Origin of the sequence: Streptomyces sp. N50, from assembly GCF_033335955.1 — a bacterium.
Classification (GTDB): Bacteria; Actinomycetota; Actinomycetes; order Streptomycetales; family Streptomycetaceae; genus Streptomyces.
Window position 1 is genome coordinate 9,033,745 of the sequence record NZ_CP137549.1, and the last position, 13,715, is coordinate 9,047,459.

At 70.1% G+C, this 13,715-nt stretch carries 11 protein-coding genes and 2 pseudogenes; 9 read left to right on the forward strand and 4 right to left on the reverse strand.

Annotated features, from left to right (window positions below; translation table 11 throughout):
- Nucleotides 1-161 precede the first annotated feature (161 nt).
- The 5 genes from R2B38_RS40080 (at nt 162) to R2B38_RS40100 (ending at nt 7,033) form a co-directional block, all read left to right on the forward strand.
- Nucleotides 162-1,484 (forward strand): ABC transporter substrate-binding protein, encoded by a 1,323-nt coding sequence (locus R2B38_RS40080; RefSeq protein WP_033280340.1) that lies wholly within the window; start codon nt 162-164, stop codon nt 1,482-1,484.
- A 123-nt stretch (nt 1,485-1,607) separates the two neighbouring features.
- Entirely contained in the window at nt 1,608-2,522 is a 915-nt protein-coding gene (locus R2B38_RS40085; protein WP_318020703.1) for a carbohydrate ABC transporter permease, read from the forward strand.
- A complete protein-coding gene (locus tag R2B38_RS40090; protein ID WP_318020704.1) occupies nt 2,519-3,421 on the forward strand; it encodes a carbohydrate ABC transporter permease in 903 nt (300 codons plus the stop codon). Before R2B38_RS40085 ends, R2B38_RS40090 begins: the two co-directional genes overlap by 4 nt.
- A 2-nt stretch (nt 3,422-3,423) precedes the next feature.
- Nucleotides 3,424-5,187 (forward strand): hypothetical protein, encoded by a 1,764-nt coding sequence (locus tag R2B38_RS40095; RefSeq protein ID WP_318020705.1) that lies wholly within the window; start codon nt 3,424-3,426, stop codon nt 5,185-5,187.
- A 7-nt stretch (nt 5,188-5,194) separates the two neighbouring features.
- Nucleotides 5,195-7,033 carry a hypothetical protein gene (locus tag R2B38_RS40100; protein ID WP_318020706.1) on the forward strand — a complete coding sequence of 613 codons (1,839 nt, stop codon included), beginning with the start codon at nt 5,195-5,197 and terminating at the stop codon, nt 7,031-7,033.
- Nucleotides 7,034-7,041: 8 nt separating this feature from the next.
- Here R2B38_RS40100 and R2B38_RS40105 read toward each other — a convergent pair whose 3' ends face one another.
- Complete coding sequence (locus R2B38_RS40105; RefSeq protein ID WP_318020707.1) at nt 7,042-7,722, reverse strand: nucleoside/nucleotide kinase family protein; 681 nt, start codon at nt 7,720-7,722, stop codon at nt 7,042-7,044.
- 114 nt (nt 7,723-7,836) lie between these two features.
- On the opposite strand from R2B38_RS40105, the gene R2B38_RS40110 reads away from it, so the two are divergent.
- The gene (locus tag R2B38_RS40110; protein WP_318020708.1) at nt 7,837-8,232 is read left to right on the forward strand and encodes a YybH family protein; all 396 of its coding nucleotides are present in this window, start codon (nt 7,837-7,839) and stop codon (nt 8,230-8,232) included.
- A 12-nt stretch (nt 8,233-8,244) separates the two neighbouring features.
- Here R2B38_RS40110 and R2B38_RS40115 read toward each other — a convergent pair whose 3' ends face one another.
- Nucleotides 8,245-9,120 carry an LLM class flavin-dependent oxidoreductase gene (locus tag R2B38_RS40115; protein WP_318020709.1) on the reverse strand — a complete coding sequence of 292 codons (876 nt, stop codon included), beginning with the start codon at nt 9,118-9,120 and terminating at the stop codon, nt 8,245-8,247.
- 152 nt (nt 9,121-9,272) lie between these two features.
- Here R2B38_RS40115 and R2B38_RS40120 point away from each other — a divergent pair, with 152 nt between their 5' ends.
- Complete coding sequence (locus R2B38_RS40120; protein WP_318020710.1) at nt 9,273-9,884, forward strand: helix-turn-helix domain-containing protein; 612 nt, start codon at nt 9,273-9,275, stop codon at nt 9,882-9,884.
- 120 nt (nt 9,885-10,004) lie between these two features.
- Nucleotides 10,005-11,639 (forward strand): TauD/TfdA family dioxygenase, encoded by a 1,635-nt coding sequence (locus R2B38_RS40125; protein WP_318020711.1) that lies wholly within the window; start codon nt 10,005-10,007, stop codon nt 11,637-11,639.
- 34 nt (nt 11,640-11,673) lie between these two features.
- Here the strand turns inward: R2B38_RS40125 and R2B38_RS40130 are convergent, their stop codons facing one another.
- Together R2B38_RS40130 and R2B38_RS40135 are read right to left on the reverse strand one after the other, a co-directional pair.
- Entirely contained in the window at nt 11,674-12,447 is a 774-nt protein-coding gene (locus R2B38_RS40130; protein WP_318020712.1) for a GntR family transcriptional regulator, read from the reverse strand.
- A 29-nt stretch (nt 12,448-12,476) separates the two neighbouring features.
- Nucleotides 12,477-12,859: pseudogene (locus tag R2B38_RS40135) on the reverse strand (DUF5997 family protein).
- A 58-nt stretch (nt 12,860-12,917) separates the two neighbouring features.
- Here R2B38_RS40135 and R2B38_RS40140 point away from each other — a divergent pair.
- Nucleotides 12,918-13,696: pseudogene (locus R2B38_RS40140) on the forward strand (LysR family transcriptional regulator substrate-binding protein).
- The last annotated feature ends 19 nt before the right edge of the window (nt 13,697-13,715 follow it).

Genomic DNA, 13,715 nt, shown 5'->3' on the forward strand with positions numbered 1-13,715 from the left:
GCTTGTGCGGTGGCGGCCAGGACGGCCGGGGATCTCGCTCCGCGTGGACGACGCGGCCGGGCGAGGCCGTGCCCCCGGAAAGCGACCTTTCCTGCAAAATGCACCCGTGCCGCATCGGTCGGCGCCGTGCTCCGTCTCCTACGACGAAAAAGGGATCGAAGATGACCACTGTGGGTGTGCGGCGCTCCAGCCGACTCGGCCGCGGCGGCATGCGCCGCCTGGTTCCCCTCGCTGCCGTCGCTGTGTCAGGTGCCCTGCTGCTCTCGGCCTGCGGGTCGGGTTCCGGCTCGGGCGGTAACGCGAAGTCGCTGACGTTCTGGATCTCCACGGTTCCGGGGCAGGACGCGGGCTGGAAGAAGCTGGTCGCGCAGTACAAGAAGGAAACCGGCGTCAACGTCAAGCTCGTCAACATCCCCTACGACGGGTACCCGACGAAGCTGCACAACGCCGCGCAGGCGAACTCGCTGCCCGACGTGGCGGACGTGCCCGCGCTGGACCCGATCTGGTCGAGCAAGCTGGTCGACCTCAAGTCCATCGCCAACAACAAGAGCTACAACATCAACTCCAACTTCCTGGCGAAGGACTCGTCCGGGAAGGTGCTGGCCATCCCCTCGGACGTCACCGCGTCCGGCCTGTTCATCAACAAGTCGCTGTTCGAGAAGGCCGGCGTCGCCGTTCCCGCCTCGCCCGCGAAGACCTGGACCTGGGACGAGTTCATCGCGGCGGCCAACAAGGTCCGCGAGAAGACCGGCGCCAAGTACTCCCTGACCTTCGACCAGTCTCCGTCCCGGCTGCGCGCCATGGTGTACGAGATGGGCGGGAAGTACGTCCACGCGGACTCCTCCGGCAAGTTCTCGGCGGACGCCGCGACCAAGAAGGCCGTGGAGTACTTCGTCGGCCTGAACGACGACAAGGTCATGCCGAAGTCGGTGTGGACCAGCGGCGCCGACCCGTCGGCCATGTTCCAGAGCGGTGACGTCGTCGCCTACTGGTCCGGTGTGTGGCAGGTGCCCGCCTTCGCGGACAGCATCAAGAAGTTCGAGTGGGCGAGCGTCCCGACCCCCGCGCAGCCGGTGCAGGCCAGTGACGTCAACAGCGGCGGCATGATGGTCGGCTTCAACAACAACGGCGCCGCGGCCACCGCCGCGACGAAGTTCATGTCCTGGGTGTACGAGCCGAAGAACTACACCGAGCTGGTCGAGAGCTCCGGGTTCCTCCCGGTCGAGAGCGGTCTGACTCCGAAGTACCCCTTCAAGTCCGCGGCGGCGCAGGCGGCGTTCAAGCTCTACAACGAGGAGATCCCGCTCTACGCGCCGATCTCGGGTTACTTCAACAGCGCGCAGACGAACTGGGTGCTGAAGGGCAAGAGCCTCACCACCGACCCGACCAAGACGGAGCTCGGCAAGGCGATCAACGGCCAGCAGTCGGCCGACAAGGCCCTGCAGAACATCGTGGACGGCTACAACACGGCGGTCGGCGGCTGATCGTGGGCCACAGGGCCGGGCGGCGGGATCCAGACACCGCCGCCCACCCTGGTCGCCCACGTCATGCCGGGCTCACGGTGTGAGCCCACAGCGATCCATTCCACCAGCACGGAAGTCAGGAAGATGACAAATAGCGCCGCGGACGTGTCCGTGAGGCCGCCCAGGAAACGACGTAGCACCTACACACTCGCGCCGCTCGTCCTCATCGCGGCCAATGTCGTGCTCTTCGCGCTGTTCTTCGTGTGGCCGGCGGTGATCGGGCTCGTCTACTCGTTCACGAACTACACCGGTGTGGGGGCGTTCCAGTTCATCGGGCTGGACAACTACCAGAACCTGTTCGGGGACTCCACCTTCTACGACGCGCTGTTCCGGACGCTGCTGTACGCCGTGCTCGTCGTGCCGCTGAACTTCGTGCTCTCGCTGTTCATCGCCAACCTCGTGGTGAGCAAGCAGGCCAAGGGCGCGTCGGTCGCACGTGTCGTCTTCTTCATCCCGTGGCTCATCTCGCCCATCGTCGTGGGTGTCCTGTGGCGGTGGCTGTTCGGTGAGAACTTCGGACTGATCAACTACGTCATCGAGAAGCTCGGCGGGCACGCGATCGCGTGGCAGTCGAACGCGGACCTGTCGCTGGGCGTCGTGGTGATGGCGGGTGCCTGGTGGGGCACGGCCTTCTCGATGCTGCTGTTCATCGCGGCGATCAAGAACGTGCCGGTGTCGTACTACGAGGCGGCCTCGCTCGACGGTGCCGGCCCCTGGCGCCAGTTCAGGAGCATCACGCTGCCGAGCATCGCGCCCACCTCGTTCATCGTGATCCTGCTCAACACGATCAACGCGATGAAGGAATATCCGCTGTTCGTCTCCCTCAACAACGGCGGACCGGGCACGTCGAACAACCTGCTCGTCCAGTACATCTACGAGACCGGCTTCAACCGGGGCCAGATCGGCTACGCGAGCGCCGCGTCCTTCGTGCTCATGCTCATCCTGATGGCCGTCGCGATCATCCAGCTGATCGTCAACCGGCGGGTGGAGAACCGATGACAACCACAGACACGCCGCGTCCGGTCGACGCCAAGTCCGTCCGGACCGTCTCCAAGAGGCAGCGACGCAACGGACGCGACGGCGGACTCCGCAGCGCGGTACCCGCGACGACACTGCTGTGGATCCTGGCCGCCCTCTACGGGCTGCCGGTCGCGTGGTTCGTCCTCAGCTCCTTCAAGCCGGCGGGCGACCTCTTCTCCCTCCCGCTGACGGTGCTTCCGCACAACCCCACCGTCTCGGGTTACAAGGCGGCGTGGGAGAGCGCCAACTTCTCCCAGTACTTCATCAACACGGCCCTCGTGTGCGTGATCACGACGATCCTCACGGTGGGCGTCAGCTGCTGCACCGGGTACGCGCTGGCGAAGTACAACAACAGGTGGCTGAAGTTCTTCTTCCTCTGCATCCTGGCCACCACGATGCTGCCGTCCGAGGTCATGCTCGCCCCCGAGTTCCTGGTGGTCCGTGACCTCGGCCTCTACAACTCGTTCGCCGGCATCATCCTCCCGGCCGTGCTGACCGCGACCGGCTGCTTCATGTTCCGCCAGTTCTTCCTGACGGTCCCCGACGAACTCGTCGAGGCCGCCCGCATCGACGGAGCCCGTGAACTGTCGATCTTCCTGCGGATCATGGTGCCGATCTCCCGGCCCATCATGCTGACCCTGGCGATCCTGTCCTTCCAGTGGCGCTGGAACGACTACATCTGGCCGCTGCTGATGCTGAACGACCCGAACAAGTTCACCGTGCAGATCGGCATCCAGAGCCTGGTCGGCGCGCAGAACATCAACTGGTCGGTGCTGCTGGGCGGTTCGGTCATCTCCATGATCCCGCTGATCATCATCTTCCTGGTGTTCCAGCGCTACGTCATGAGCGCCGACATCAACGCCGGACTGAAGGACTGACCGTGCACACCCCGCTCGACCACGAGTTCGTCCGTGCGGCGGCCCGCGCCGCGGACCGGTCGGCCGCCCCACTGGCGGCCGGCCCCGACGAGGAACCCGCCGGTGTGCCGCACCGTGGTCTGGCGCGCCGGGTCAAGACCCTGATCGCGGCCTACCGTTCCCCGGACTCGGCGCTGCACGGCAGCGGGCAGGTCCTCGCCGCCGCCATGACCCACCTCCGCGCCCTGCGGGCCACGCAGACCGGCACCGGCCTCTTCGCCGGCGGCGACAACGTGCAGTCACCGCCGGACTCCGCGTTCACGGTGAACGACGTGTGCGACGCGCACGTCCTCGCCGCGGGCGCGGGGCCGGATCTGCGCGAGGTCACGGCCGCGCTCGCCGACATCGCGGGCGCCGCCACCCCCAGTCTCCTGACCGGCGGGGTGCACACCCCGAACCACCGCTGGGAACTGAGCTCGGCGCTGGCCCGGCTGCACCGCTCGTTCCCCGACGACCGGCTGCTCGCACGCGTCGAGGAGTGGCTCGCCGAGGGCGTCGACATCGACGTGGAGGGCCTGTACGCGGAGCGGAGCGCCAACTACGCGGCCCACGTGTCCAATCCGTCGCTCCTGCTGCTGGCCGACGTCCTCGACCGCCCCGACCTGCGCGACGCCGTCGAACGCAACCTCACCGCGACCCTGGACCTCATCCGGCCGGACGGCACGGTGGAGACCGTCCACTCCCGACGGCAGGACCAGAACCAGCCGTTCCCACTGGCGCCCTACCTGGCGCACTACCGGCTCCTCGCGATCCGCACCGGCCGCGGCGACCTCAGCCGAGCGGCACACTGGGCAGCGGCCGACGGCATCGACGACCCCGACCTCCTCGCGGAGACCATCCTCACCCCCGACCTCTGCCGCGAGTTGCCGGCCCAGACGCCGGAACTGCTGCCCCGCGCCCGCTACATCCCCACGGCCCGCCTCGCCTCCCGCGCCTCCACCACCGCGCACAGCGTGCTCTACGGCGGCTCGGACGTGCCCGTGTTCCGGCGCATCCGCTCGGGCCTCGCCTGCAACCCCACCTTCCTGCGCCTGTTCGCCGGAGACGCCGTCCTCGACGCGGTCCGCCTCGCGCAGGGATTCTTCGACCTGGGGCCCTTCCGCGCCGCCCACATGGAGCAGCTCGCCGACAACCGGTACCGGCTCACCGAAACTCTCTCGGCCCCCTACTACCAGCCGCTCCCGCCGGACCTACGACAGCCCGACGGCGCCTACTACATGGCGGACGAGGGACGCTTCTCCGCCGCGATGGCCTTCCCGGACCGCCCCCAGGACGTGGTCTCCCGGACGACCCGCGTCGAAGTGGAACTGCGCGAGGACGGCGCCGACCTGCGCATCGACATCAGCGGACCACGGGTGCCGTGGGCCCTCGAACTGACCTTGCGTCCAGGGGGCGTCATAGAGGGCGGCGACCCGCTCGACGACGGACGCTGGTGCCTGACGGCCGGCCCGCTGACCTACCGCGTCGGCGGCGACGAGATCCGCGTCGAGGCCACCGTCGAGGCGGGCGAACCCCTCGCCGGACCCGACCGGAGCGACGTACTGCGGTACGACCCGGGACAGGACTACACCATGGTCGGCGGCACCGACGCGACGACCGGGAACCGCGTCTACATCGGTGGAAACGGCTCCCAGACACTGAGCGTCGCACTGCGCGCCGACCGCTTTCGCACCTGTCTTCCGACCTCGACGATCCGCGGCATGGCCATCTCCGGCATGAAGGGCTGAACCACCCGTGCACCTCCTCCATCAGCGCGGTCCGCTGCACGACCTCCCCGACACCCCGGAGGCCTACGACGCGGTCCTCGCCGACGTCGTCGAGCAGGCTCTGCGACGCATCACGCCGGACGGCAACCTCGAACACCCCGACTGCTACCTCGACATAGGGGACACGTCGCTCGGGATGACGTCCCTGCTGGCCTTCGCCTGGCAGCGCGGCAAGGACCCTCGACTGCCGGAGGCCGTACGGAGCAGCCTCGCCTTCCACCTCCGCGAGCGCGTCTACACCGAGGACAACCCCGGCTACCCGAACCTTCGGGTACGCAACTCCGGTCTCCCGTACGCCCGTTACGTCCTGGAGGCGGGCGCCCACCCCATCGGCGACTGGCCGAGCACGGCATGGGCGCTGCTCCAGGCGGTCAACATCCTCGACGCGACGGACGGCCTCGTCGACGACGAACAGCGCACCGCCCTGGTCGAGTTGGCCCATGGCTACTGGCGCTGGCTCACCGAGGCGACCTTCTTCAACCCGCAGGAGGCCGGCAACCAGGCCATCGGCTGCGTCGTGGGCGGCCTGATGCTCGCCCGCCATCTCCCTCCGGAGGAAGGGGAGTCGGTCCGCACGCGTGCCCTCAGCGTGTACGGCGACGAGATCCGCGCCCACCGCGTGAGCGACCGCGGTGCCCTCCTCCCGCCCGAGCACGGCGGCGCCTACGACAACAACTACGGTCCGATCTCCCTGTCGTTCCTCGCCAAGGCCCACATCGAAAGCGGCGAGGACGTCTTCGCCGAGGACGGGGAGGCGCTGGCCCGCTACATCGACGCCCGCCTCACGGGCGGCGGCTTCGACAACGGCGGTCCGCGCTACAGCGAACAGCACTCCGGCTTCGAATCGGTCCTCGGCCTGCGCTACTTCGGCAGCCGCATCGGCTCGGACATCGGCCGCTACCGGGGCGACAGCCGCTGGGGCCGGCACGCGGTCAAGCCGGACGGGGGAGTGGACGGCCACTTCGCGTGGATGCTGGTCTGGCAGATCCAGGACAGCACGCGCTGGCACCGCACACCGTCCACATCGGCCGCTCGGCATCAACTGCGCGCAGGAACCGTCTCGGTGGCCTTCGACAGCAAGATGACCCCGTCACTCATCGAGGCGGACGGCACCTACTACCTGCCCGCGGCCGTGAACCGGCAGCACGGCTTCGGCCCGGTGCTCGACGGCTTCCTGCTGTGCCGCCCGATGGGCGAGGTGCGGGTCCGGGACCTCCAAGCCGACGGCCTGACCGCCAAGTTGGTCACCAAGCCGGTCGTCGGCCGCGACCACGTCCTGCGGCACATCCGCTCCCTGTACGTCACCGACGGCACGCGGCTCTGGACGACGGTGGCCCTCGAACGCCTCGACGGAGCACCGTACTTGCTGGCCGGGCTGCCGTACGCGGCGGACGACGGGGACCGGGTGCGCAGGACGGCGGAGGGTGACGTCACCTCCGCGGGCGCCCTGCGCCTCACCCACCCGACCGGCCAGGGCGCCGACCACTTCGACGCCCGCTCCGAACTCACCCAGCAGGAGGCGGCGTTCGCCCTCGCGGCCGACCCGCGCGGCTACGGCAACCCCGACGAGGGCTGGCTTCACCTGGTCAGCTCGACAGCGCTGGAGGCCGACCCGGCACCGGGCGCGCCGGAGAACCTGCACGTGTTCGCCGTGCGGTACGGACCCGGGGCGGGGGAGTTCACGCCCGCCTTCGAGACCGGCGAGGACGGTCTGACCCTGACCGTCCGCACGGAGGCCTTCACCGCGGTGATCGGCGACCCTGCGGGCGATGCCGACGCCGAGCCCGAGCTCACCCTGCGAGCCTGAGGGCGCCCTCAACTGCCTGCCCGCGCCGCCGAGTTCCGCTCCGGCGCGGGCAGTGCACCGACCGGCACGACCAGGTCGGCCCGGTCCCGGGTCGTCGCCACCAGTTCGGCGTTGCGCTGGTCGGTGCCCGACACCCAGGCCACCGCCGTCGCGTGGTCCTTGCCGAACTCCTCGTGCCGGGCGACGAGCCGGCGGACACGCTCGTCCTCGTCGGCCTCGCAGAACCACACCTCGTCCAGGCACGGCCGTACCCGCGCCCATGAACCCGCCTCCAGCAGAAGGTAGTTGCCCTCCGTCACCACCAGCCGGGCGGTGGGAAGCACCGGGATCGCGCCGGCGATCGGCTGCTCCAGCACGCGCTCGAAGCCCGGCGCGTACACCACCTCGTCGGTCTCCTCGCGCAACCGCCGTAGCAGCGCCGCGTAACCGGCCGCGTCGAAGGTGTCGGGCGCGCCCTTGCGGGCGCGGCGGCCGAGGCGGTCCAGTTCGACGTCGGCGAGGTGGAAGCCGTCCATGGGGACGTGCGCGACCCAGGGTTCCGCGCCGCTCCCGTTCAGCGTCCGCACCAGGTGCTCGGCGAGGGTCGTCTTGCCCGCGCCGGGGCTGCCGGTGATCCCGAGGACGGCACGTCGCCCGGGGGTGGCGAGGGCGGTGGCACGGATGAGGAGGTCGTCGAAAGTCAGCGGCACACGGAGAGTGTGCCATCCGTCTCGGTTGCCCGGCCGGGGCGATGATGTGCGGAAGATCGGGGAGTCGACCCGGTGGAGAGACCATGGAGTGGGGGACAGGAACAGGAGCCGTCCATGACCGACGACGCGACACAGATCCGCACCCTCATCATGGGCTGGGCCGAGGCCGTCCACCGCGGCGACCTCGACCGCGTCATGGCGGACCACACCGAGGACCTCGTCATGTACGACGTCCCGCCGCCCCACGCCGGCATCCACGGCCTCGCCGCCTACCGCGCCACCTGGCCGCCGTTCTTCGACTGGCAGGCCCAGGGCGCCCGCTTCGACATCGACTCCCTCGACATCACGGCCGGCACGGACGTCGCCTACGCCCATGCCCTGCTCCGGTGCGGCACCCCCGAGGAGTTCGCCGAACACCCCACCCTGCGCCTGCGGCTCACCTTCGGCCTGCGCAAGGAGCGGGGCCGGTGGCTGGTCGCGCATGAGCACCATTCATTTCCGCACGACTGATGTGGAGGGCGTTCAGGTCGCCTTGCCGATCAGTTCGTCGGCGACCCAGTGCGCGACATCGGCGGGGTAGGGCGTGGGGAGTCCGAGCACGATGTGGGGGAAGCCCGCGTCGAGTGCCTCGCGGATCGCGGCCCGGGTGGCCTCGGGGCGGTCGTAGGAGACGGCGAGGTGGATGGAGCGGGTGATCGTGGCGGGGTCGCGGCCGATCTCGGCGCAGTAGCGGTCGAGGAGTGCGCTGCGGTTGACGGCGTCCTCTATGTCGCCGCCGGGGATGTTCCACAGGTCGGCGTGCTCGGCGACCACGCGCAGGGTCGCGGCCGCGCGTCCGCCGATGAGGATCGGCGGGTGAGGGGTCTGGACGGGCTTGGGGTTGCCGAACGCTCCGGTGAGGTCGTGGTGGGTGCCGTGGAAGTCGAACGGTTTCTCCTCGGTCCACAGCCGCCGGATCACCGTGCAGGCCTCGGCGAGGCTCGCCACGGCGTGCGCGGAGTCGTGGAAGGGGAGGCCGTGTGCCTCGTACTCCCGCCTGGCCAGGGGATGGTCGGGGCGGGAGCCGACGCCGATGCCGAAGTCCAGCCGTCCGCCGGAGACGATGTCGACGGTCGTGGCGATCTTCGCCAGCATCGCGGGCGGCCGGATGCGGTTGCTCGTCACCATCACGCCGAGGCGCAGTCGCCGGGTCTGCGCGGCGAGGGCCGAGAGCAGCGTCCAGCCCTCGAAGGCCGGGCCGTCCGGATCGCCGCCGATCGGCATGAGGTGGTCGAACAGCCAGGCGTGCTCGATCTCCGGGACGGTGTCGGCCTCCCGCCAGACACGGAGGAGGTCGTCGTAGCCGACCTGCATGGGGGCGGTCATGATTCCGAAGCTGGGGCGGGGGGTGTGGGGCATGGTGGCGTCCGTTCCTCGACAAGGTGCGACGGCAGGCGTGGCTTGGTCGTCCGGCCTCTGCTCTGGCATCATGGGCAAGCGGAACCTTGTTCCGGAAACGATACGGAACAAGGTTCCGGTTTGGCAAGTCATGAAGGTGGAGGAGTTGCGCGGTGAGCGAGAACAGTGCGGACGCGGGACGTGCGACCCGGCCCGGGAAGGCGGACGGCCAGTCCAAGCGGGCGGATGCCCGGCGCAACAAGGAGACCCTCCTCGACGCCGCCGCCAAGGTGTTCGTCGCGTCGGGCGTCGACGCTCCCGTGCGTGACATCGCGCGCGAGGCCGGCGTCGGACTCGGCACGATCTACCGGCACTTCCCGACCCGGGCGGATCTCGTCATCGCCGTCTACCGGTACCAGGTCGAGGCCTGCGCGGAAGCCGGTCCGGCGTTGCTGGCGAGCAGTGCGACGCCGTATGCCGCGCTCCGGGAGTGGATCAATCTCTTCGTCGACTTTCTGGTCACCAAGCACGGGCTCGCCGCCGTGCTGCGGTCCGACACCGCCGGTTTCGAGGCGCTGCACGGCTACTTCCTGGATCGTCTGCTGCCCGTGTGCGCCGAGCTGTTCGACGCGGCGGTCGCCGCCGGAGAGGTCCGGTCGGACCTGACTTCCTACGAGATCATGCGCGGCGTCGGCAACCTCTGCGTCGGCGCGGAGGGCGACGAGCGCTACGACGCGCTCCGCCTCGTCGACGTCTTCATCGCGGGCCTGCGTCTGTCGCGCTGACGGAGTCGCCGCTCTCGTTCATGAACGGGTGGCCGGGGTGTCATCTCCCGGTCATCCGGCACTGAGACGTTCCCTCTGACGGAGAAGTTGGCTATACAACTTGAAGAGGGAGTGATGGCAATGTCACTGTCAGTAGAAGATGTGCCGCTCACCTGGCTGCGGGACAACTGTCCCTGCACCCGTTGCCGCGACCCCCGCAACGGGCAGAAGCTGTTCCAGATCACCGAACTGCCCACCGGCCTCGCGCTGGACGCCGTACGACGGACCGCCGACGGCGTCGAGGTCGACTGGGCGCCGGACGGGCACCGTTCCGCGTACTCCGCGCAGTGGCTGGCCGCCAACCGGCCCGCCGGCGGGGACGGTTCCGGGGACCGGCGCGGCGAGAACGGCAAGACCCTGTGGGCCGCCGCCGACCTGAACGGCCTTCTCCCCGAGGCGAGTTGGGCGGAGTACCTGGGCAACCCGGCGGTCAGGGCGCGGGTGCTGGAGTCCGTTCTCGGGCTCGGGTTCGCGCTGTTGCGTGATGTGCCCTGCCGCGAGGGGCAGGTGCTGGAGGTCGCGGAGACCTTCGGGTACGTCCGTGAGACCAACTACGGGCGGCTCTTCGACGTACGGGTCGAACCGGACCCCAACAACCTCGCCTTCACCGGCGCCCGGATCACCCCGCACACCGACAACCCGTACCGCGACCCGGTGCCCACACTCCAACTCCTGCACTGCCTGACCAACGCGGCGGTCGGCGGTGACTCCGGCCTGGTCGACGGGTTCAAGGCCGCCGCGCTGCTGCGTGCCGAGGACCCGGAGGCGTTCGCCGTACTGACGCGCACCCCCGTGCCGTTCCGATTCAGCGATGCGCGGACCGAGTTGGCCGCCGACCGGCCGCTGATCGACGTGGACGGCCGGGGCCGGATCCGCGAGGTGCGCTTCAACAACCGTTCCATCGGCACCCTGTTGCTGCCCGTCGCCGAACTGGAGGCCTTCTACCGGGCCTACCGCACCTTCGCCGAGATCACCCTGCGCCCCGAACTCCAGCTGGAATTCCGGCTGTTGCCCGGCGACTGCCTGATCTTCGACAACGTACGGCTGCTGCACGCGCGGACGGCCTTCGAGGAGAGCGGCGCCCGACACCTCCAGGGCGCCTACGCCGACATCGACGCTCTCGCCGGCACCCTGGCCGTACTGCGTCGCGAACGGGCCGTGGCGGCAGGGGAGTTCGTGGACGAGCTGGCCGGACTCTTCGCGGGCGAGGGTGCGAGCGCCTATCTGGGGGAGGAGGTCACGATGGCGCAGCACATGCTCCAGGCTGCGGCGTGTGCCGAAGAGGCGGGTGCGCCCGACGCGTTGGTCGCCGCCGCGCTGCTGCACGACCTCGGGCACTTCCACGGGCCGGTCAGCGGCGAGGAGTTGATGGAGGGCACCGACAACCGGCACAGCCACACCGGGGCGGACCGGCTGGCCGAGTGGTTCGGTCCCGAGGTCACCGAGCCGATCCGGCTGCACGTGGCGGCCAAGCGGTATCTGTGCGCGGTCGAGCCGGGTTACTTCGGCCGGCTCTCCCAGGCGTCGGTCTACACGCTGGAGATACAGGGGGGTCCGATGTCTCCGGACGAGGTCGCCGCGTACGAGGCGAATCCCTACGCGGCGGACGGGGTCGCGGTGCGCCGCTGGGACGACGAGGGCAAGGACCCCGAGGCGCCGACCCCGGACTTCGCGCACTTCCGGCCGCTGCTCATGGCCTTGCTGCGGAAGGATTGAGCCCTCTTGCCGCAGTAGCCGTAGAGGGACTGGCTCAAGCGTCGTCGGCCGGGCGGCGGGCCAGTGAACCGGAGGCGGCCGAGCTGTGCGCGGTGAAGGCCACGGTCTCCGGGAGGTAGCGGTCCTCGGACCATTCGACCGGGGTGCCGGCCGGATCCGTGCTGCACCGGCGTTCGCGCAACAGCGGGTCGCCGGGGCGGCAGCCGAGCAGCCGGGCGTCCTCCTCGTCGGCCCGGCACAGGTCGATCGTGTGCTGGGCGTCCGCGATCAGCACCCCCGACTCCTCCAGGGCCACGGTGTGCGACACGGTGTCCGGCGGCAGCTCGGCGATCAACTCGCCCACGGCGGACGGGTATACGGTCCGCTCGATCATCACCGGCCGCCCGGAGAGGGTGCGCAGCCGCCGTACCTCGTAGACCTCCGCCCCTGCGGGCAGGCGGAGTCGGTCCCGCTCGGTCGTGTCGGCGGGGCGGGTCTGCACGGTGACGGTCCGGGCGCCGGGCTCCTCGCCCGTGGAGCGGGCCCAGCGGGTGAAGCTGAGGAGTTCGCCGAAGCTCTGCGGGCGCGGCGAGCCGATGACGACCCGGCGGGTGCCGCGCCGGGAGGCGATCAGGCCCTCGGTGCGCAGGAGGGCCATCGCCTGGCGGACCGTGCCCCGGGAGACGCCGTAGCGTTCGGCGAGTTCGCCCTCGGCGGGCAGCCGGCCGCCGGAGCCGTAGCGGCCCTCGCCGATCTCGCGGCCGAGGTCGGCCGCGACCTTCCGGTACATCGCCGGGGGTTTTCCCGTGCCGGCCGGGCCGTCCGTCACCGCGCGCCTCTCCTCAGGTCCCGAGGCTGTCAGTCGTTGTCGGCGTTCTTCTTGTTCTTGATCCGCTCGGCTTCCTTGCGGACCTCGGCCTGCGTGGCGCGCTCCTTCTCCAGCCACTCGGGCCGTCCTTCTTGAGCGCCTCGATCTGCTCCGTGGTGAGGGGCTCGGTGACCCCGCCGCGGGCGAGACCGGCGATGGAGACGCCGAGCCTGGCCGCGACGACCGGGCGCGGGTGCGGGCCGTTGGCGCGCAGCTCGCGCAGCCACTCGGGCGGGTTGGCCTGCAGCTCGTTCAGCTCGGCGCGGGAGACCTCGGCCTTCTGGAACTCGGCGGGGGTGGCCTCTAGGTACACACCCAGCTTCTTCGCCGCCGTGGCGGGCTTCATGGTCTGGGTGGTCTGGTGCGACTTCATACCGTCAAGAGTATCGACCGCGTTCGAGACCTCCGACCACGCCGGGTAACCTTGCGGGGTGACAGGCTCGGAAGCATCCCCCACGTTCCGGCTCGCGTACGTCCCCGGGGTGACGCCCGCCAAGTGGGTGCGGATCTGGAACGAGCGCCTGCCCGACGTCCCCCTCGTCCTCGTACCGGTGGCGGCCGCCGAGGCATCCGATGTGCTGCGACGCGGTGAGGCCGACGCCGGACTCGTCAGGCTGCCGGTCGACCGTACGTTCCTCAGCGCGATCCCCCTCTACACCGAGGCGACCGTGGTCGTGGCCCCGAAGGACCATGTCGTGACGGCGGCCGAAGAGGTGTCCCTCGACGAACTCGCCGACGAGGTGGTCCTCCACCCCCTCGACGACGTCCTCGACTGGCAACAGCCGCCCGGGGAGCCCGCGTTCGAGCGTCCCGCGACCACCGAGGACGCCGTCGAACACGTGGCGTCGGGCATCGGCATCCTCTACGTCCCCCAGTCCCTGGCCCGGCTGCACCACCGCAAGGACCTCACCTACCGCACCGTCGTCGACGCCCCCAGTCGGACGTCGCCCTGTCCTGGCCCGAGGACGCGACCACCGAACTGGTCGAGGACTTCATCGGCATCGTGCGCGGCCGCACGGTCAACAGCACGCGGGGCCGTACGCCGACGCCCCCGCAGCCGAAGACGAAGGCGAAGCGCGCCGAGACCCCCGCGCGCCGCAAGCCCGCCGCCGGAAAGGCGACCGGCAGGACCGGAAACACCGGCAAGAACCCTCGCGGTTCCTCGGGCGGCGCCAAGGGAACCAAGCGCGGCAAGCCCCGCGGTCGCTGACCGCCGGCGCGGTCCGTTC

Excerpts from the sequence above, each read along its gene's own strand:
- R2B38_RS40080 (WP_033280340.1), top strand. The coding sequence starts at position 162 with ATGACCACTGTGGGTGTGCGGCGCTCCAGCCGACTCGGCCGCGGCGGC.
- R2B38_RS40085 (WP_318020703.1), top strand. The coding sequence starts at position 1,608 with ATGACAAATAGCGCCGCGGACGTGTCCGTGAGGCCGCCCAGGAAACGA.
- R2B38_RS40090 (WP_318020704.1), top strand. The coding sequence starts at position 2,519 with ATGACAACCACAGACACGCCGCGTCCGGTCGACGCCAAGTCCGTCCGG.
- R2B38_RS40110 (WP_318020708.1), top strand. The coding sequence starts at position 7,837 with ATGACCGACGACGCGACACAGATCCGCACCCTCATCATGGGCTGGGCC.
- R2B38_RS40115 (WP_318020709.1), bottom strand. The coding sequence starts at position 9,120 with ATGCCCCACACCCCCCGCCCCAGCTTCGGAATCATGACCGCCCCCATG.
- R2B38_RS40125 (WP_318020711.1), top strand. The coding sequence starts at position 10,005 with ATGTCACTGTCAGTAGAAGATGTGCCGCTCACCTGGCTGCGGGACAAC.